Genomic DNA, 17,969 nt, shown 5'->3' with positions numbered 1-17,969 from the left:
TCTGTCATCTGTTCGCTGAACACTGTCCGCCGTCCGCCGTCACCACACTCCGCACAGCCTCAGCAGCGCCGCCGTCGCCGCCCCGGCCACGACCACCACCGGGAAGGGTGCCCGGCGCCACGCGAGCACGCCCGCGACCAGCACCCCCGCCGGGCGGGCCCACCCGGCGAAGCCGTGCCCCTGGGTCAGCGCGCCGGTCGCTACCAGTGCGACCAGCAGTACCGCCGCCGCGACCGCCAGCAGGTGCCGGACCCGCGCGGAGAGCGCGAGCCGGTGCCCGAGCAGTGGGCCGGCCACCCGATAGGCGTACGTGCCGGCGGCCAGCAGCAGGATCGCGTACAGCGGCATCATCGGACCTCCTCCTTCACGGCCGCCGGGGCGACCGCCTGCTCTCCCGGCTCCCCCGGCTCCCCCGGCTCCCCCGGTTCCGACCCCGCCCCGGGCCGCCCGGCGAACAGCAGCCCGGCCAGGGCCAGCAGCACCGGCAGCCCGCCCGGCACGAAGGGCGTGGCCGCGACGGCCACCACCGCGCCCACCACCGCGGCCGTACGAGTCGCGCGGTCGGTGAGCGAGGGCAGCACCAGCGCGAGCAGCACGGCCGGGAAGGCCGCGTCCAGCCCGAGCGCGTCGGTGTCCCCGATCAGTCCGCCGGCGAGGCCGCCGAGCAGCACCGCCACGTTCCACACCACGAACAGCGAGACCCCGCAGACCCAGAACGCCGCCCGGCGGCGGCGCGGTTCGTGCTGCTGGAGCGCGAAGGCCGCACTCTCGTCGGTGAGCATCTGCGCCCCGAACAGCCTTTGCCACCAGGGGCCCTGGAGTACGTCGGCGACCGCGAACCCGAACGGGAGCAGCCGGGCGTTGAGCACCAGCCCGGTGGCGACGGCCGCGAGCACGCCACCACCGGACAGCACCACGCCGACGGCCGCGAACTGCGAGCCGCCCGCGAAGACCAGGACGGAGAGGGCGGTCGGCACCCAGAGCGGCAGGCCGCCGGAGACGCTGATCGCGCCGAAGGAGGCGCCGACGAGTGCGTCGGCGAGGCAGACCAGGGCGATGTCGCGAAGGGTCGCATGTTCGAGTGTTCGGAGTAGCGAACGCATGTTCATCAGAATGAACCGGGAAGCCCGTGTTCGTCAAGGCGAACGGAGGGACCGATATGGCGAACGCCCTTGGGTCCCGCAGCCCCATGCCCCATGGCCCCATGACCCCGACCCACCCGGGGACCGGCGTGGCAGCATGAACGGCACCACCAGCGGGAAGCCGACCGAAGGAGCCTGGAGAAAGCGTGAGTGGCGAGCATGAGTGACCGGACCACCCGACCCGAGGGCGCCAACGGCTCCGGTGCGGAGCTGATCGGCCAGATCGCCGCGTCCATCCGGCGCGAACGCGAACGCAGCGGACTGTCGATGGCCGAGCTGGCCCGCCGCGCCGGCATCGCCAAGTCGACGCTCTCGCAGCTGGAGTCGGGCGCGGGCAACCCCAGCGTGGAGACGCTCTGGGCGCTGGGGGTCGCGCTGAACGTGCCGTTCAGCAGGCTGGTCGACCCGCCGCGCCCCACCGTCAAGGTGCTCCGGGCCGGCGAGGGCCCGGTGACCCACTCCGAGCAGGCCAACTACGCGGCCACGGTGCTCTCCTCCTGCCCGCCGAACGCCCGGCGCGACATCTACCGGATCGAGGCCCAGCCGGGCGACACCAGGGCTTCCGAGCCCCATATGCCCGGCACCGTCGAGCACGTGCTGATCGGCTCGGGCCGGGCCCTGGTCGGCCCGACCGAGACGCCGGTCGAACTCGGCCCGGGCGACTACATCAGCTATCCCGGGGATGCCCCCCACGTCTTCCGCGCACTGGCCCCGGACACCCTCGCGGTGATCGTGATGGAGCACATCTGACGGGTGACGGCAAACAGATGACAGCTGACAGATTTCGAAATCTGTCAGCTGTCATCTGTTACCTGTTCTCTGTCAGCCGTTCGCCGTTCGCCGTTACTTCAACAGCCCGTCCAGGAATGGGTTCCCGAACACCCGGTGCGGGTCGTACCGGTCGAGCGTGGCGACCGCCTCGTCCCAGCCGGGCCCGCCCCCGGCGCGCAGGCTGTCGGGAATGGCCCGGCCGATCACGTCCTGGTCGGACCAGGCGGCGTCCGCCGTGTACGCCCACCCCTTGGACCACTCGACCCTCGCCCCGGCCCGGGTGCCGTCGAAGGTGCGCAGCAGCCACTGCTCCAAGTCCCGGGCGAAGCGCTCCAGTCCGGGCGTGCCGGGGAAGGCGAGGACGTCGAGCCAGACCGCGGTGTCCCACTCAGGGCGGTCCGCCCGGGGGCGCAGCGCGGACAGCAGCGGCGGCCGGGCGCCGGGGACGCCGGAGTAGGACGGGTCGTCCAGGCCGGTGACCCGGATCTCCACCGCGCCGTTCACCGGGAACTCGCCCCTGGCCTGGTACTCGCCGAGCAACTGCCGGTAGTAGGCGGCGAATTCGCTGACCACCCACTGCAGGTCGGCGCGCTTGGTCAGGATCGCGTAGCCGTTGGCGGTGACCCGCAGCGTGGTGGGCCGGACGTACTGCAGCAGGGCGCGCGAGGGGCCCCAGAGGTCGGAGCGCAGGCCGCCGGCGAGCAGGTGGGTGATCAGGTCGCCGGTGAGCAGGTCACGCAGCAGTCCGCCGGAGAGCAGGACGTCGGTGAGGTCGCCGGTGAGCGCCACCTTGGCGATGAGGTACTGGAGTTGGCCGAACAGCGGGGCCGATCCCCAGGCGCCGGAGATGATTTGGCCGGCCAGTCGGGCGACCGGTTCCGGAATGCTGTCCGAGAAGGGGTAGTTGTAGGGCTGGTCGACGGCCCGGGAGGCGAGCGGCTTGCTCGGGGCGACGGTCCAGGTCTTGAGCCACGGGTAGTCGGTGTAGGCGAACCAGATCGCCTCGACCCGGCCGTCGCGCTCGACGAAGTCGGCGAGGGTGCGCGGGCCACCGCCGCCGCCCAGCAGTCCGCCGAGCAGTCCGCCGCCGCCGGTGGGGGTGCCGGGGCGGGCGAACAGGTCGCTCGCCGGGATGTCCAGCCGGCTGACGCAGCGCAGCGGGCGGTCGGCTCCGACGCGCAGCACGACCTCGGTGAGGAAGGCGCGGCCGAGGTGCACCAGGAACGCGGCGCTGTCGGCCTCGGCGCGGTCGAAGGTGCGCAGCGCGTAGCGGCCGGTCGCCGGGTCGAGGACGACGGCGGTGAGCTTGACCACCTGGTTGCTGACCGAGCCGTAGCCATGCCCGTCCGGGCGCAGTTCGCCGCCGGCGCCGGTGGCGGTGCCGTGGCCGCCGATGGCGAGCACTCCGCCGACGGTGAGGTCGCCCGGCGCCGGGCAGGCCGTCAGGCCGAGGCCCCGGTCGGACAGGTGGGTGAGCAGCGCGTCCATGCTCGCGCCGGTCTGCGCCCGCACGGTGGTGGGTGAGTCGGCGGTGATGGCCGTGAGGTACCGGTTGGTGTCCACGAGCAGGACGCGGGCGTCGGCCGGGGTGCCGTTGGCGACGGTGAGCGGGGCCCAGGTGTGCCGGTAGCCGGTGGCGCGCAGCCGCCAGCCGTTGGCGTGCGCCCAGTCGGCGAGGGCCGGGACCTCTTCGGGGGTGCGCGGTGCGCAGGTCCACAGCTGGTCGGTGCGGATCTCGCCGGACCAGTTCTGGAACACCCGCTGGTACAGCTCGGTGCCGGCGGGAAGGCCGGGCGGTACGGGCGTGGCCGCCTCGGCGCTGTCGGGGCCGATGGTGCCGCGCAGCAGCCAGGCGGCGCCGCCGAGCGCCGCGGAGGCGCCGAGCAGCTGCCGTCTGGTCAGGCCGCGGTGGGTGTCGTTGCCGTCGTGTTCTGTGGTCATCCGGTCCGCCCCCTGCGTCGGTTTCCCCGGGCCGGATCGCGGCGCTCCGGGGCGGTCGGAATCCGCCCGACCCGGTCAGGAGCGTACGAAGTGCCGTACGACCGTTTGAAGCGTTCCGGCCGGGATCTCACTCGTTCGAGTGATCATGGCGCGAACGGCCGAGGGCCGTCCACTCGGTGCGGCCGGCGGGGCGGGGCGGCGTGGTTTCGGCGGTCGCCGAACTGTTGCCCGGCCGTCCGAGGGACGCATAGGTTGATCTTGACCATCGACTCCCCCGCCCGCCGGAGGCTCCGCCGTGCCCTCGTCCGCGCCTGCGTCCGCGCCGCTCGCCGACGTCGGCACCGCGCCCGCCACCCCCGCCGCCGCCGTCACGGTCACCGTCGCCCAGCCCGTCTGCGCCGCCCCCGGCCGTCCGGACACCCTGGCCGTCAACGCCGGACGGCACGCCGCGGCCGTCCGGGAGGCGGGGACCCGACTGGTGGTGTTCCCCGAGCTGTCCCTGACCGGCTACGACCTGACCGCCCCCGCCGTCGACCCGGCGGACGCCCGGCTCGCCCCGCTGGTCGAGGCCTGCGGCGCCACCGGCGCCCTGGCGCTGGTCGGCGCGCCGGTCGCGGAGGCCGACGGGCGCGAGTCCATCGCCACCCTGGCGGTCACCGGCGGGGGCGCCCGGGTCGTCTACCGCAAGATGCGGCTGCACGGGCCGGAGCTCGACCGGTTCAGCCCCGGCGAGCGGCCCGTCGTGCTGGAGCTGGACGGCCTGCGGCTCGGCCTGGCGGTGTGCGCCGACGCCGCCGACCCGGCCCACGCCGAGGAGACCGCCGCCCTCGGCATCGACGCCTACGTCGCCTCCACCCTGTACGGTCCCGGCCCCGCGCAGGCCGAGCGGCTCGCCGGGCACCTGCGGGAGCGGACCGGCGCGCACGGGGTCTGGGGCGTACTGTCCACCAGTGCCGGGGCCAGCGGCGAGTTCGCGGAGACCTCGGGCCGCTCCGGCGTGTGGGCCCCGGACGGCACGGTCGTCGGGCAGCTCGGCGCCGAGCCGGGTGGGCTGCTGTGGGTGGAAATACCCGGGGCCCGCGAGCGGCTGTGGTGATCGGAAGTCCCGTGACCGGGCCGGACCGGCCCGTACAGGAGGTGTAGCGCGCGATGGGTGACGAGCGGGAGAGGCCGCAGGAGTACCGGGTCGAGCACGACTCGATGGGCGAGGTGCGGGTGCCGGCGGCCGCGAAGTGGCAGGCGCAGACGCAGCGGGCGGTGGAGAACTTCCCGGTGTCCGGCCAACGGCTGGAGCGCGCGCACATCGCCGCGCTGGCCCGGGTCAAGGCGGCCGCGGCGCGGGTGAACGCCCGCCTCGGGGTCCTGGACGAGGAGACGGCCGGGGCGATCGCGGCGGCCGCCGAGGAGGTCGCGGAGGGCCGCTGGGACGACGAGTTCCCGGTGGACGTGTTCCAGACCGGTTCGGGCACCTCGTCCAACATGAACGCCAACGAGGTGATCGCCACCCTGGCCGGCGAACGGCTGGGGCGGCCGGTCCACCCGAACGACCAGGTGAACGCCAGCCAGTCGTCCAACGACGTGTTCCCGTCCTCGATCCACATCGCCGCCACCGCCGCCGTCACCCACGACCTGATCCCGGCGCTGGAGCACCTGGCGGAGGCGCTGGAGCGCAAGTCGGTCGAGTTCGCGCAGGTGGTCAAGTCCGGCCGTACGCACCTGATGGACGCCACGCCCGTCACCCTCGGCCAGGAGTTCGGCGGCTACGCGGCCCAGGTGCGGCACGGGCGGGAGCGGCTGCTGGCGACCCTCCCCCGGGTCGCCGAACTGCCGCTCGGCGGAACGGCGGTGGGCACTGGCATCAACACCCCGCCCGGGTTCCCGGCGGCCGTCATCGAGGAGGTCGCCCGGGCCACCGGGCTGCCGCTGACCGAGGCCCGCGACCACTTCGAGGCGCAGGGCGCGCGGGACGCGCTGGTCGAGCTGAGCGGCCAACTGCGCACGGTGGCGGTGGGGTTCACGAAGATCGCGAACGACCTGCGGTGGATGGGCTCCGGTCCGCGCACCGGCCTGGGCGAGATCAACCTGCCGGATCTGCAGCCCGGCTCGTCCATCATGCCGGGCAAGGTGAACCCGGTGCTGCCCGAGGTGGTGCTGATGGTCGCCGCCCAGGTGGTGGGCAACGACGCGACGGTGACGCTGGCCGGCGCGAGCGGCAACTTCGAGCTGAACGTGATGCTCCCGGTGATCGCCCGCAACGTGCTGGAGTCGGTGCGGCTGCTGGCCAACAGCGCCCGGCTGCTGGCGGACCGGACGGTGGACGGCATCACCGCGAACGTCGAACGGGCCCGCGAGTACGCGGAGTCCTCGCCCTCGGTGGTGACGCCGCTGAACCGCTACATCGGGTACGAGGAGGCGGCGAAGGTCGCCAAGCAGGCGCTGGCCGAGCGGAAGACCATCCGCCAGGTGGTGCTGGAACGCGGGTACGTCGAGCGGGGCGCGCTCACCGAGGAGGAGCTGGACCGGGCGCTGGACGTGCTGCGGATGACGCACCCGTAGCCGGCCCGGCCCGGCCTCGTCGGCCGGTGCGCCGGGGCGCGGCGGGCACGAGTGCCCTCCGTGCCCCGGACGCGGGCTGCGGGGAAGGTCAGCCCTTGGCGCGGCCGGCCCGGCCGAGCCGCATCGCTGCTCCGTTCGACGTGATCGTGGCCATCGAGATCGCCGCGAGTCCGAGCAGGAACATCACGGCACCGACGATGACGCAGGTGACGATGTTCTTGCCGTGCGCGACGGACCCGGAGACGGCCCAGGGAGAGATGATCGTCCAGATACCGAGCGCGGCGGCGGCCCAGGCCCTCGCGTGGGTGCGCTCGTAGGCCGAGCCGTAGCCGGCCATCAGTGCCGTGTAGGCCAGCCCGACGATCAGGCAGGTCACGGTCAGGGTGCTGAACGCGGTGAAGCCGACGATCCACGGCGATGCCGCGAGGAACAGGCCGGCCAGAACGGCCAGGGCTTCGACGCCCTGGGCGCGGGGGGTCGAGGTGACCCGCTCGTAGTGTTCCCGGAGTTCGACGATGTCCGGGTGGTGCTCCATGCCTGTCGGCACATGGGTTGCCACCGATACCACCTCCTGTGGTTTCGGACCATGGGAAGGGGCAAGCCCCGTACCTATTCTGGCGCTTCTCCAAGGTTTTGCACCTGATAGTCCGGAATGACCGATAACCATCCGATCACGCCGGTGACCTGCGTCTCAACACTCCGAGGGCCCATTGCCTATGCAACTCGTTGCATAGCAGGATGCTGGGCATGGCACTGGAGCACGCGATCCTCGTCTCGCTGCTGGAGCAGCCCGGCTCCGGGTACGAACTGGCCCGGCGCTTCGACCGCTCCATCGGACGCTTCTGGACCGCCACCCACCAGCAGATCTACCGGGTGCTGCGGCGGATGGAGGCGGACGGCTGGGTCGCCGCCGAGGAGGTCGCGCAGGACGGCCGCCCGGACAAGAAGGTCTACTCGGCGGCCGGGCCCGGACGGGCCGCGCTGGCCGACTGGCTGCGCGAACCGGTCGAACCGGAGACCGTACGGCACGAGCTCGCGGTCAAGATCCGGGCCGCCGCCTTCGACGACCCGGCCGCGCTGATCTCCGAGGTCGAGCGGCACCGCGACAGCCACGCCGCCCTCCTCGCCCGCTACCTGCACGGCGAGCAGCGGGACTTCCCCGACCTCACCGCGCTGGACACCCGGCAGGAGCTCCAGCACGTCGTGCTGCGCGGCGGCATCGAGTTCGAGCGGATGACCCTCGCCTGGCTGGACGACGTGCTCGCCACCCTGCGCCGGCTCGCGGAGGACGGACGGGGAACAGATCACAGATGACAGATAACAGATGACAGAGTTTGAAATCTGAAATCTGTTCGCTGACATCTGTCTTCTGAACTCTGTTCGCCGCCGTCCGTCCACCCGCCCGCCGCACCCCGCCCCGCCGAGTCCTCACACCCTCGACCCCCTGGGAGCCCCCGATGCTCTTCAACCCGCGCACCTACGACCCCGCGCAGTTCGACGAGCCGACCCGCCGACTGCTGCGCGCGACCGTCGACTGGTTCGAGTCCCGCGGCAAGAAGGCGCTCATCGACACCTACATCGACCGCGCCTGGTACGGCGACTTCCTCGAATTCGCCGCCAGGGAGGGCCTGTTCGCGGAGTTCCTGACCCCGTCCGCGGCCGACGCCGACAAGCGCTGGGACACCGCGCGGATCGCCGAGCTGAACGAGATCCTCGGCTTCTACGGCCTCGGCTACTGGTACACCTGGCAGGTCACCATCCTGGGCCTCGGCCCGGTCTGGCAGAGCGAGAACGAGGCCGTCCGGGCCCGCGCCGCCAAGCTCCTCGCCGAGGGCCACGTGATGGCCTTCGGCCTGTCCGAGCGCTCCCACGGCGCCGACATCTACTCCACCGACATGATCCTCACCCCGGACGGCGAGGGCGGCTTCACCGCGACCGGCCCCAAGTACTACATCGGCAACGGCAACGTGGCCGGCCTGGTCTCGGTGTTCGGCCGCCGCTCGGACGTCGAGGGCCCCGAGGGCTACGTCTTCTTCGCCGCCGACAGCCGCCACGACGCGTACCACCTGGTCAAGAACGTCGTGAACGCCCAGATGTACGTCAGCGAGTTCCGTCTGGAGGACTACCCGGTCCGGGCCGAGGACGTGCTGCACACCGGGCAGGCCGCCTTCGACGCCGCGCTGAACACCGTCAACGTCGGCAAGTTCAACCTCTGCACCGCCTCGGTCGGCATCTGCGAGCACGCGATGTACGAGGCCGTCACGCACGCCCACAACCGGGTGCTGTACGGCCGCAAGGTCACCGACTTCCCGCACGTGCGGCGGGAGTTGACCGACGCGTACGCCCGTCTGGTGGCGATGAAGCTGTTCAGCGCGCGGGCCGTCGACTACTTCCGCACGGCCTCCGCCGAGGACCGCCGCTACCTGCTCTTCAACCCGATGACCAAGATGAAGGTCACCACCGAGGGCGAGAAGGTCATCAACCTGATGTGGGACGTCATCGCGGCCAAGGGCTTCGAGGCGGACACCTACTTCGACAAGGCCGCCAAGGACATCCGCGGCCTGCCGAAGCTGGAGGGCACGGTCCACGTCAACCTGGCGCTGATCCTCAAGTTCATGGGCAACTACCTGTTCGCGCCCGCCGAGTACCCGCCGGTGCCGACCCGGCTGGACGCCGCCGACGACGCCTTCCTGTTCCACCAGGGCCCGGCCCGCGGCCTCGGCGCGATCCGCTTCCACGACTGGCGCGCCGCCTACGACCGGCACGCCCAGCTGCCGAACGTCGCCCGTTTCCGCGAGCAGGCCGACGGCTTCTGCGAGTTGCTGCTCAAGCACGCGCCGAGCAAGGAGCAGCAGGCCGACCTGGACTTCCTGCTGGAGATCGGCCAGCTGTTCGCGCTGATCGTCTACGGCCAGCTGGTGCTGGAGCAGGCCGAGCTGACCGGCCTCGACGCCGATGTCCTGGACCAGGTGTTCGACGCGCTGGTCCGCGACTTCTCCGCGCACGCGACCGAGCTGCACGGCAAGGCCTCCGCCACCGAGGAGCAGGCCGCCTGGGCGCTGGCCAACGTGCGCCGCCCGGTGGCGGACGCCGAGCGCGCCGCGAAGGTGTGGGCGCGGGTCGAAGCGCTCTCGGGCGCGTACGAGATGCAGCCGTGACGCAGTGGTGACGCAGTCGTAGGTCCGGTGGGACCAGGACGACTCCGGGGGTGCCGGTCGGCGGACCGGCACCCCCGGACGGCTGCGGAGCTCCCCCGTCGGGGGCGGGTTCAGCCGTCGCCGAGGCCCATGTCGCGGGCCCGGGCGACGGCCTCCGCGCGGGTCGCGACGTGCAGTTTCTCGAAGATGTGGGTGACGTGGTTGCGGACGGTCTTCTCCGCGACCACGAGCTCCCGGGCGATCCGCCGGTTGTCGTGGCCGCGCGCGACCAGGTCCAGCACCTCGGCCTCGCGGGCGGTGAGGTCGGGGAAGAGCTGCCCGGCCTCGCGCATCTTCGCCCCGGCCAGCAGCGCCGTGATCCGCCCGGCGACCTCGCCGCCGAACACCGCGCCGCCCGCGGCGACCGTCCGGACGGCGTGCAGCACCTCCTCGCGCCCCGCGCCCTTGACCAGGTAGCCGCGGGCGCCCGCCTGGAGCGCGGCGAGCAGGTTGCCGTCGTCGTCCGACATGGTCAGCATCAGCACCGGCGGGGACTGCTCCTGGCCGGAGAGCCGGCGGACGGCCTCCAGCCCGGAGCCGTCGGGCAGGGAGAGGTCCATGATCACCACGTTCGGGCTGTGTCGGGCGACCGCGTCCGGGACATCGGCGACCCGCTCGGCCTCGGCCACCACGGTGACGCCCTCGGCACTCTCCAGCGCCGCCTTGAGCCCCTCGCGGAAGAGGGGGTGATCGTCGACGATCAGTACCCGAACGGGTGCCGCCCCGCCCGCCGGGCCGGAGGGTGCGACCAGCTGGTGTTCATCCACCCGGCCGACACTAGCAGCGGCGATCACGTGACTCTCCGTGACATGCCCGGAGGTCGTCCGCACGGCGGGGGTGGCGCCCACCGCCGTCCCGCCCGGAATGCGTGACCGCTGCCTCAGGCGACCGGGACACCGGGCCGAGCAGACTGGGACCGGACACCCTGGGGACGAGGCGCCGGCGGACCACGACGCGGCCGGCGGAACACCCGCTGTCGAGAACCGAGGTGGTGCCATGATCACGGTCTCCTCTCCCCCGCGCCGCACCCGGGCCGAGCGGCAACTGACCGCCGCCGCGGTCGTCACCGCGCTCTGCTTCGTCTCGGCGACGGTGTGGATCTGCTACGTGCTCGTCCACCTCGGCGAACCGGGCGTCTCCCACCCCCGCGACGAACTCGCCATCCTGGTCTACGCCCTGCCGACCGCCGGGGCCGGCATGCTGCTCCACGCGCACCGCCCGGGCAGCCCGCTCGGCTGGGTGATGCTCGTCTACGCGCTCACCAACATCCTCCCCCGGGTGGCGGCCGCACCGCTCTGGGTCGAGGTCCGCGACCCGGGCATCGCCGGCGCCGTGCTGGCCTTCGACACGGTGCTCAGCGCGGTCAGGACGACGCTCATCTACGCGCTGCCGCTCTGGCTGCCGAGCGGACGGCTGACGACGCGGCGATGGTGGTGGTTCATCGGGGCCGTCGGCGTGTGGGTGAGCGCCGAGGTGGCCCAGGGCCTCGCCGACCCGACGACCTACGGGCGGACCAATCCGCTGGCCGACAGCCCGCCGGCGCACCTCGCTGTGAGAGTGGTCGACGGACTGGGCGGCCACGACCTGCTGATCAGCGAGTGCGTGCTCGGGTTCGTCACGCTGGTCCTGCTGTCCCGGCTGCTGCGGCCGGCCGCCGTCCCGGGGCGCGACGCGGCCGAGACCCGTCGGCACCGGCTGCGGGTGGCGGGCATGCTCGGGGCGTACGTGCTCTGGGTCGCGCTGCAGGACTTCTACATGCGCAACCGGGCCGACCACTACTGGCTCAGCTACTGGCTGTTCACCGCGGCGGGGGCGGTCTGGGCCGTCGCGATCGGCTTCCTGGTGATCCGGGACCACGGCTGGCGGCTCGACCGGGCGGCCCGCAGCGTCCTGATCGGCCTGTTGCTGGGCACCGGCGTCACCGGACTGTTCGTGGTGGCCGCCGCCGCACTGTCCAACTCGCTGCTACCGGGGCGCGGTGGGCCCGCCCTGCTGCTGATCGCCCTGGTGTACGCGCTCGGCGCCACCCTGCCGAAGGCGGCACGACGAGCCGTGGCCGTGGTGGACCGGCTGTACTACGGCGAACGCGCGCAGCCGTACCAGGTGCTGCGCACGCTCGCGGGGCGGGTGCGGCAGGTCGTCGACCCGGAGCAGCTGCCGGCGGCGCTGTGCGCGACGGTCGCCGAGGAACTCAAACTGCCCGGCGTCACCCTGGCCGTCACCACCCGGGCCGGACGGCGCACGCTGGCCACCGCCGGGCGGCTGAACGGCCGCAGCCAGGGCTTCGCGCTCGTCCACAACGGGCTGCCGATCGGCGAGTTGACCGTCGGGCTGCGGACGGGCGAGGAGCGGCTGGCGGCGACCGACGTCGACATCCTGCGCTCGCTCGCCGACCAGGCCTCGCCCGCCGTCGCCTCGCTGCAGCTCCAGGAGGACCTGCTGGCCAGCCGGGAGCAGATCATCGCCGCCCGGGAGGAGGAACGACGGTGGCTGCGGCGGGACATCCACGACGGGCTCGGACCGGCCCTGGCCGGCCTGCGACTGCGGGTGGACAACGCGGCCTCGACGGCGGACGGCGGGCTCGCGGACCCGCTGCACACGGTCTCCGAGGGCCTGGGGATGGCGATCCAGGAGGTCCGCCGGATCACCGACCGGCTCGGGCCGGCGCCGCTGGGCGAACTCGGACTGGCCCGGGCGGTCCGGCAGCTGGCGGACAACTTCAGCGGGGCCGGGCTGACCGTGACGGTCGAGGTCTCGCCGGAGCCGCTGCCGGAGCTGGCGGCGGCGGTGGAGGTCGCGGCCTACCGCATCAGCGCGGAGGCGCTCAACAACGTGCTGCGGCACGCCCGGGCCCGGACCGTGCGGGTGGCGCTCCGGGTGGACGACGAGGCGCTGACGCTGACCGTGCAGGACGACGGGGTCGGGTACCGGGAGACCGAGACCGTCGACGAACCGCCCGGCGGCGGGGTCGGCCTGCGGTCGATGGCGGACCGGGCCGCGGAGATCGGCGGCCGCTGCACCGTCGGACCGCTGCCCCAGCAGCACGGCACGCAGGTACTGGCGGTGCTGCCGCGCTCGGCGGCGGCCAACCGGTAGCGGGCTCAGCACTAGCGGGCCCGGGGGTGGCGGTGCGAGCGGGCGGCGGGCAGCGGGCAGCCGGCAGCGGGCGAGAGCCGACGGATAACAGCTGACAGATGACAACGAACAGCTGACAGATGTTGAAATCTGTCAGCTGTTCGTTGTCATCTGTCAGTCGGAAGAGGGGGCGGCCGGGGTGAGCTACTGGCCGGGCCCGCATCCGAACGGGCAATCCTTCGGCGTGACCGTGCCGGACTTCGACCCGGAACGCCCGATCGACTCCGAGGCGGAGCCGGAACAGACCTTGCGCAGTGCCAGGGCTGCCGCGATCACGCCCGCCAGCACTCCAGCCGTACAGATCATCATGGTCGCAGTCGTCGAGGCAGTCACGGTGTTCGTGGACATGAGGCGGTACTCCTGATTCTTCCGAGCGGCCGATCCGATCGATCAATCGCTCTGCCCACCACTGTGCGGACGGGCCTGCCCCGTTCGCATGGGTTCGAGGTCCTGTTCAGGTCCCAGAACCGCGCCGACCCGGCCACGCACGGCGGCCACCGGCTCACCCGCACCGGCCCGCAGGACGTACCGCTCACCGGCCCGGAGGTAGACCAAGTCACCTGGGAACAAGGGCACTTCACGGTCGTCGAGAGCGAGGCGGGCGTCGGCGCCGGAGAGCAGCACCAGGAACGTGTCCACCGCGGCCACGGCGTACGGCCCGCGCTGCCCGCCGGGGGCGAGCAGCACGGTGTCGACGGCGATCCGCCGGGCGGACCGGACGGGCCCGAGGGCTCGCGAACCGCCGCGCTGGACGGGGATGTCGGCTGCGGACCGGACCGGCCGGACGGTGAGCACGGCGGTCGGTGCGCCGCGCACGGCGGTGAGCCGGTGACTGCTGCCGGGCGGGTGGTGCAGCGCCTCGCCCGGGGACAGGATCCGGCCGCCCGCGGACAGCCGTCCGGCCAGCACCACGGTGACCGACTCGACCGGTTCGCAAGGAAGTTGCTCGACCAGGACGCCGGGCGGCAGGGTCTCGACGGTCAGCGCGGCACGGACGGCCGGACGGTGCCCGGGGTCGATCAGCCGCTGGAAGACGGGCGCGGTGCGCGGGACGGCAGCGGGGACGAGGATCACAAGTGGCTCCCGGAGAACGGTGAAGGTCAGGGCCGGTCGCGGCGTTCGGCGCGACGGCGGGCGAGGGAAGCCCGGGTGCCGGCGCGGTGGCGGGGCACGGCCAGGGTGAGGCAGAGCAGTTCCGCGCCGAGCGGGCCGGCCTCGATCCGCAGGGTGCGGCCCCTGCGGGCCAGCAGCAGGTCGCCGTCCGAGGCCAAATGGTCCGGCTGGTCGGCGAGTTGCCCGATGACGGCGGCGCCACGCAGGACGTGCAGTACCGTCTCGGCGTCGGGCCGCCCGGGCAGGACGTGATGGGCGCCCGGGCTCAGCCGCAGGTGGTCGAAGGCCTCGCAGGCGCTGGCGAGCATGGCGCGACGGGCCAGTGAGCGGATCCGGACCCGCTCCCCGTTCGGGCCGAGCAGGACCATGGCGGAGCCGGTGTCGGTGGTGACGATCACCTCTGGTCACCTTCTTCGGGTACTTCGGGTTCTTCGAGTCCTTCGGGTACTTCGGGGGAGGGTTCGGCAGCCGGCTCCGCGGACGGGGGGACGGCCAGGACGGCGTGGAAGTACTCCAGTCCGGCCGTTCCGGCGGTCAGGACGGTCCGCGCGCCGAGCGGGAGCACGACGGCGGTGCCCTCGACCAGCGGCAGGCCGGTGTCGGCGCGCTCGGGGTGGTCGGGGTGCACGACGTCCTCCGGCAGGGCGGCGAGGCCGGAGCCCGCGGTGACGTACAGCGCGTGCTCGACGCCCTCGGCGGTCACCTCGGCGCTCCGTCCCGGTTCGAGCCACTGCAGGCCGACGGCGCGCAGCGGTCCCGCGAGCAGGCCTCCGGGGTCGACGGCGCAGCCGCGGCGGCGCAGGTCGGTGATGACGGTGCCCGGCATCTCGGACGCTCCTTCGGTGCTCTGGGCGGGCTCTGCGGACCGCCTCTGCGCACCACGTTCCGCCGCCCGCCGTCCCGGTCGCACGGGGGTGTCGTCCCGTCCCGTTCCCGGCCGCGCGGCCGTACCGTCCCGGGCCCGTACGCGCGAAGTCCCGGGCGGTGCCCGTCGCGGTCCCGGGCCCGTGGCCGCCCCGGTCCCACCCCGGTCCCGCCCCCTGTCCCACCGGGCCCCGCACGCCCCCCGTACGGCCCCCAGCAGGCGGCCGCCGGACAGCCCACCGAACCCCCCGCAGCGACGCCCGGGACCGGTGTACCGGACCGGCGTACGGTGGAACCCGGAGGCCGTGGAATGCACGTCACCGGAACCCCCTTCACCGACCGCGCAGAGGCCGGCCGCCGCCTGGCCGGCCGGCTCGGCCACCTCGCCGGCCCCGGCACCGTGGTGGTCGCCCTGCCCCGGGGCGGCGTACCGGTGGCGGCCGAGGTGGCGGCGGCGCTCGGTGCGCCGCTGGACATCTGCGTGATCCGCAAGCTGGGCGTGCCGTACCAGCCCGAGCTGGGCATGGGGGCGATCGGCGAGGACGGCGTCCGGGTGCTGAACGAGCAGGTCATCCGGCTCGCCGGGGTGGGTGACGGGCAGCTGGCGCAGGTGGAGCGGCGCGAGCGCGCCGAGTTGGAGCGCCGGGCGCTGCGCTACCGGGGCGACCGCCCGGCGGCGGACCTGCGCGGGCGCACGGTGGTCGTGGTGGACGACGGCGTCGCCACCGGCTCGACCGCCCGGGCCGCCTGCCGGATCGTCCGGGCGCGCGGGGCGGCGCGGGTGGTGCTGGCCGTCCCGGTGGCGCCGCGGGACTGGACGGAGCGGCTGTCCGAGGTCGCCGACGAGCTGGTCTGCGTCGACACGCCGTCGCCGTTCTTCGCGATCGGCGAGTTCTACGCCGACTTCACGCAGACCGGCGACGAGGAGGTGCTGCGGCTGCTGGCCGAGGCCCGACGCGGACCGCCCGACGGGGAGCCACCCAACGGCGAACCGCACGACCGCCAACCGCACGACGATGAGCCGCCCGACGAGGAGCCGCCCGACGAGGAGCCGCCCGGCGGGGACGGCATCGACCGCGAGCTGCCGCTGGCCGTAGCCGGGGTCCGGCTGACCGGCCGGCTGACCGTGCCGGCCGGGGCCCGCGCGGCAGTGGTCTTCGCGCACGGCAGCGGCAGCGGCCGGCGCAGTCCGCGCAACCGGCACGTCGCCCGGCACCTGAACCGCCGCGGGCTGGGCACCCTGCTGTTCGACCTGCTCACCGAGGCCGAGGAGCCGGACCGGCGCAAGGTGTTCGACGTCGCCCTGCTCGGTTCGCGGCTGACCGCCGTGGCCGAGGAGCTGGGGCGCACCGAGGGGGCTCGTGGGCTGCCGCTGGGGCTGTTCGGCGCCAGCACCGGCGCGGCCGCCGCGCTGTACACGGCCGCCGAACTGGGCCCCGCGGTAGGTGCCGTGGTCTCCCGGGGCGGGCGGCCGGACCTCGCCGGGCCGGACGTGCTGGCCCGGGTGGACGCGCCGACGCTGCTCGTGGTCGGCGCGCTGGACACCGCCGTGCTGGACCTCAACCGGCGGGCCCTGGCCCGGCTGGGCGGCGTGGGCGAGCTGGTGGTGGTGCCGCGCGCGAGCCATCTGTTCGAGGAGCCCGGCACCCTCGACCAGGCCGCTGAGCTGGCCGGGGACTGGTTCCTGCGCCACCTCCCGCCCGCCGACGGGCCCGGCCCCGTGGACCGGTAGGTGCGGCTGCACAGAATTCGGGCGGCGACCGCCCGGAGGCAGCGCATTTTGCGCAGCCGAAGCCGGGATTTCCTGGCCAGCTTGTACACATTGAGCAGTGAAAAACCGACCTGTTGCCCAACCCCCACGACAGGAGCAAGCTCTCCGCAACCGCACCGCCCACCCGTCGCCGTGCGGCCGCGATCCACGCGATCCGACCCGGCGGGCCGCAAGGCCCCCGAACACCCCCGGAAGCCTCAACGCCGAGGCCCTGACTGGAGGAACGAGCGATGACCCCGCAGTCCCACGCCCTTGAGCTGACCCCCGAGGAGCGCGAGGCCGGCCTCGACGCCGACCAGCTGCGCCGCCTCGTCGGCCTCGTCGAGCACGACCAGGCCTCCGACCCGTTCCCGGTCACCGCCCAGGACGCGGTCGTCTTCGTGGTCGGCAACGCCACCCAGACGGCCCAGTTCTACCAGGTCGTGTTCGGCATGGAGCTGGTCGCCTACTCCGGCCCGGAGACCGGCCGCCGCGACCGCAAGGCCTACGTGCTGCGCTCCGGCTCCTGCCGCTTCGTGATCAAGGGCGGCGTCCAGCCGGACAGCGCGCTGCTGGACCACCACCGCCGGCACGGCGACGGCGTGGTCGACCTCGCCCTGGAGGTCCCGGACGTCGACAAGTGCATCGAGCACGCCCGGGCCAGCGGCGCCACCGTCCTGGAGGAGCCGAACGACGTCTCGGACGAGAACGGCACCGTGCGCCGCGCGGCCATCGCCACCTACGGCGAGACCCGCCACACTCTGATCGACCGCTCCCGCTACAACGGCCCCTACCTGCCGGGCTACGTCGTCGCCAAGAGCGGCGTCACCCACCCGGAGGGCTCGCCCAAGCGCCTGTTCCAGGCCCTCGACCACGCCGTCGGCAACGTCGAGCTGGGCCGGATGGACGAGTGGGTCCAGTTCTACAACCGGGTCATGGGCTTCGTGAACATGGCCGAGTTCGTCGGCGACGACATCGCCACCGAGTACTCCGCCCTGATGTCCAAGGTCGTCGCCAGCGGCAACCACCGGGTGAAGTTCCCGCTCAACGAGCCGGCCATCGCCAAGAAGAAGTCCCAGATCGACGAGTACCTGGAGTTCTACACCGGCCCCGGCTGCCAGCACATGGCACTCGCCACCAACGACATCCTCACCACCGTCGACGTGCTGCGCTCGCGCGGCGTCGAGTTCCTCAACACCCCGGACGCCTACTACGACGACCCGGAACTGCGGGAGCGCATCGGCAAGGTGCGGGTGCCGATCGAGGAGTTGAAGAAGCGCGGCATCCTGGTCGACCGCGACGAGGACGGCTACCTGCTGCAGATCTTCACCAAGCCGATCGGCGACCGTCCGACCGTCTTCTACGAGTTCATCGAGCGGCACGGTTCGCTGGGCTTCGGCAAGGGCAACTTCAAGGCGCTGTTCGAGTCCATCGAGCGCGAGCAGGACCGTCGCGGCAACCTGTGAGCGTCGGCCTACCCTGATTGACGGCGGCCCTGAC

Annotated in this window: 17 protein-coding genes; 9 read left to right on the top strand and 8 right to left on the bottom strand. The window is 73.2% G+C overall.

Going from position 1 to position 17,969, the window contains the following annotated elements; genetic code table 11:
- Positions 1-39 precede the first annotated feature (39 nt).
- Positions 40-348: an AzlD domain-containing protein gene (locus ACFXOZ_RS16415; protein ID WP_375890767.1), complete on the bottom strand. Its 309-nt coding sequence runs from the start codon at positions 346-348 to the stop codon at positions 40-42.
- A complete protein-coding gene (locus ACFXOZ_RS16410) occupies positions 348-1,103 on the bottom strand; it encodes an AzlC family ABC transporter permease (RefSeq protein WP_380590957.1) in 756 nt (251 codons plus the stop codon). The genes ACFXOZ_RS16415 and ACFXOZ_RS16410 overlap by 1 nt, the downstream gene beginning before the upstream one ends.
- A gap of 198 nt (positions 1,104-1,301) precedes the next feature.
- Here ACFXOZ_RS16410 and ACFXOZ_RS16405 point away from each other — a divergent pair, with 198 nt between their 5' ends.
- Positions 1,302-1,892: a helix-turn-helix domain-containing protein gene (locus tag ACFXOZ_RS16405; protein ID WP_375890687.1), complete on the top strand. Its 591-nt coding sequence runs from the start codon at positions 1,302-1,304 to the stop codon at positions 1,890-1,892.
- Between the two features lie 93 nt (positions 1,893-1,985).
- Here ACFXOZ_RS16405 and ACFXOZ_RS16400 read toward each other — a convergent pair whose 3' ends face one another.
- On the bottom strand, positions 1,986-3,854 hold the full coding sequence (locus ACFXOZ_RS16400) for a cholesterol oxidase substrate-binding domain-containing protein (RefSeq protein WP_380590954.1): 1,869 nt from the start codon (positions 3,852-3,854) through the stop codon (positions 1,986-1,988).
- Positions 3,855-4,149: 295 nt separating this feature from the next.
- Here ACFXOZ_RS16400 and ACFXOZ_RS16395 point away from each other — a divergent pair, with 295 nt between their 5' ends.
- Together ACFXOZ_RS16395 and ACFXOZ_RS16390 are read left to right on the top strand one after the other, a co-directional pair.
- On the top strand, positions 4,150-4,950 hold the full coding sequence (locus tag ACFXOZ_RS16395; protein ID WP_380590951.1) for a carbon-nitrogen hydrolase family protein: 801 nt from the start codon (positions 4,150-4,152) through the stop codon (positions 4,948-4,950).
- 53 nt (positions 4,951-5,003) lie between these two features.
- Positions 5,004-6,410: a class II fumarate hydratase gene (locus tag ACFXOZ_RS16390; RefSeq protein ID WP_375890692.1), complete on the top strand. Its 1,407-nt coding sequence runs from the start codon at positions 5,004-5,006 to the stop codon at positions 6,408-6,410.
- Positions 6,411-6,498: 88 nt separating this feature from the next.
- On the opposite strand, the gene ACFXOZ_RS16385 is transcribed toward ACFXOZ_RS16390, so the two are convergent.
- The gene (locus tag ACFXOZ_RS16385) at positions 6,499-6,969 is read right to left on the bottom strand and encodes an SPW repeat protein (RefSeq protein WP_380395887.1); all 471 of its coding nucleotides are present in this window, start codon (positions 6,967-6,969) and stop codon (positions 6,499-6,501) included.
- Positions 6,970-7,157: 188 nt separating this feature from the next.
- Here ACFXOZ_RS16385 and ACFXOZ_RS16380 point away from each other — a divergent pair, with 188 nt between their 5' ends.
- Both ACFXOZ_RS16380 and ACFXOZ_RS16375 read left to right on the top strand, forming a co-directional pair.
- Complete coding sequence (locus ACFXOZ_RS16380; protein ID WP_380395886.1) at positions 7,158-7,724, top strand: PadR family transcriptional regulator; 567 nt, start codon at positions 7,158-7,160, stop codon at positions 7,722-7,724.
- Between the two features lie 143 nt (positions 7,725-7,867).
- On the top strand, positions 7,868-9,568 hold the full coding sequence (locus ACFXOZ_RS16375) for an acyl-CoA dehydrogenase family protein (protein ID WP_380590948.1): 1,701 nt from the start codon (positions 7,868-7,870) through the stop codon (positions 9,566-9,568).
- Positions 9,569-9,678: 110 nt separating this feature from the next.
- Here ACFXOZ_RS16375 and ACFXOZ_RS16370 read toward each other — a convergent pair whose 3' ends face one another.
- Positions 9,679-10,374 carry a response regulator gene (locus ACFXOZ_RS16370; RefSeq protein WP_375890700.1) on the bottom strand — a complete coding sequence of 232 codons (696 nt, stop codon included), beginning with the start codon at positions 10,372-10,374 and terminating at the stop codon, positions 9,679-9,681.
- Positions 10,375-10,603: 229 nt separating this feature from the next.
- Here ACFXOZ_RS16370 and ACFXOZ_RS16365 point away from each other — a divergent pair, with 229 nt between their 5' ends.
- On the top strand, positions 10,604-12,703 hold the full coding sequence (locus tag ACFXOZ_RS16365) for an ATP-binding protein (RefSeq protein ID WP_380590945.1): 2,100 nt from the start codon (positions 10,604-10,606) through the stop codon (positions 12,701-12,703).
- Positions 12,704-12,881: 178 nt separating this feature from the next.
- Positions 12,882-13,106 carry a hypothetical protein gene (locus ACFXOZ_RS16360; RefSeq protein WP_380590943.1) on the top strand — a complete coding sequence of 75 codons (225 nt, stop codon included), beginning with the start codon at positions 12,882-12,884 and terminating at the stop codon, positions 13,104-13,106.
- 26 nt (positions 13,107-13,132) lie between these two features.
- Here the strand turns inward: ACFXOZ_RS16360 and ACFXOZ_RS16355 are convergent, their stop codons facing one another.
- The 3 genes from ACFXOZ_RS16355 to ACFXOZ_RS16345 are packed head-to-tail and all read right to left on the bottom strand — an operon-like array spanning position 13,133 to position 14,681.
- A complete protein-coding gene (locus ACFXOZ_RS16355; protein WP_380590941.1) occupies positions 13,133-13,816 on the bottom strand; it encodes a hypothetical protein in 684 nt (227 codons plus the stop codon).
- 26 nt (positions 13,817-13,842) lie between these two features.
- Positions 13,843-14,253 carry a hypothetical protein gene (locus ACFXOZ_RS16350; RefSeq protein WP_380590938.1) on the bottom strand — a complete coding sequence of 137 codons (411 nt, stop codon included), beginning with the start codon at positions 14,251-14,253 and terminating at the stop codon, positions 13,843-13,845.
- Positions 14,250-14,681, bottom strand: a complete 432-nt coding sequence (locus ACFXOZ_RS16345) for a hypothetical protein (protein ID WP_380590935.1) — start codon at positions 14,679-14,681, stop codon at positions 14,250-14,252. Before ACFXOZ_RS16345 ends, ACFXOZ_RS16350 begins: the two co-directional genes overlap by 4 nt.
- A 348-nt stretch (positions 14,682-15,029) precedes the next feature.
- Here ACFXOZ_RS16345 and ACFXOZ_RS16340 point away from each other — a divergent pair, with 348 nt between their 5' ends.
- Positions 15,030-16,451 carry a phosphoribosyltransferase family protein gene (locus tag ACFXOZ_RS16340; RefSeq protein ID WP_380590932.1) on the top strand — a complete coding sequence of 474 codons (1,422 nt, stop codon included), beginning with the start codon at positions 15,030-15,032 and terminating at the stop codon, positions 16,449-16,451.
- Between the two features lie 269 nt (positions 16,452-16,720).
- The gene (gene hppD / locus ACFXOZ_RS16335) at positions 16,721-17,935 is read left to right on the top strand and encodes a 4-hydroxyphenylpyruvate dioxygenase (RefSeq protein WP_380590929.1); all 1,215 of its coding nucleotides are present in this window, start codon (positions 16,721-16,723) and stop codon (positions 17,933-17,935) included.
- Positions 17,936-17,969: the final 34 nt, after the last annotated feature.

This window comes from Kitasatospora sp. NPDC059160 (assembly GCF_042755465.1).
Taxonomy (GTDB): Bacteria; Actinomycetota; Actinomycetes; order Streptomycetales; family Streptomycetaceae; genus Kitasatospora.
The sequence above is the reverse complement of the archived record's forward strand: the minus strand, read 5'-3'. Positions and strand labels throughout refer to the sequence as shown.

Excerpts from the sequence above, each read along its gene's own strand:
- ACFXOZ_RS16390 (WP_375890692.1), top strand. The coding sequence starts at position 5,004 with ATGGGTGACGAGCGGGAGAGGCCGCAGGAGTACCGGGTCGAGCACGAC.
- ACFXOZ_RS16400 (WP_380590954.1), bottom strand. The coding sequence starts at position 3,854 with ATGACCACAGAACACGACGGCAACGACACCCACCGCGGCCTGACCAGA.
- ACFXOZ_RS16380 (WP_380395886.1), top strand. The coding sequence starts at position 7,158 with ATGGCACTGGAGCACGCGATCCTCGTCTCGCTGCTGGAGCAGCCCGGC.
- ACFXOZ_RS16410 (WP_380590957.1), bottom strand. The coding sequence starts at position 1,103 with ATGCGTTCGCTACTCCGAACACTCGAACATGCGACCCTTCGCGACATC.
- ACFXOZ_RS16365 (WP_380590945.1), top strand. The coding sequence starts at position 10,604 with ATGATCACGGTCTCCTCTCCCCCGCGCCGCACCCGGGCCGAGCGGCAA.
- hppD (WP_380590929.1), top strand. The coding sequence starts at position 16,721 with ATGACCCCGCAGTCCCACGCCCTTGAGCTGACCCCCGAGGAGCGCGAG.
- ACFXOZ_RS16345 (WP_380590935.1), bottom strand. The coding sequence starts at position 14,681 with ATGCCGGGCACCGTCATCACCGACCTGCGCCGCCGCGGCTGCGCCGTC.
- ACFXOZ_RS16340 (WP_380590932.1), top strand. The coding sequence starts at position 15,030 with ATGCACGTCACCGGAACCCCCTTCACCGACCGCGCAGAGGCCGGCCGC.
- ACFXOZ_RS16415 (WP_375890767.1), bottom strand. The coding sequence starts at position 348 with ATGCCGCTGTACGCGATCCTGCTGCTGGCCGCCGGCACGTACGCCTAT.
- ACFXOZ_RS16375 (WP_380590948.1), top strand. The coding sequence starts at position 7,868 with ATGCTCTTCAACCCGCGCACCTACGACCCCGCGCAGTTCGACGAGCCG.
- ACFXOZ_RS16405 (WP_375890687.1), top strand. The coding sequence starts at position 1,302 with ATGAGTGACCGGACCACCCGACCCGAGGGCGCCAACGGCTCCGGTGCG.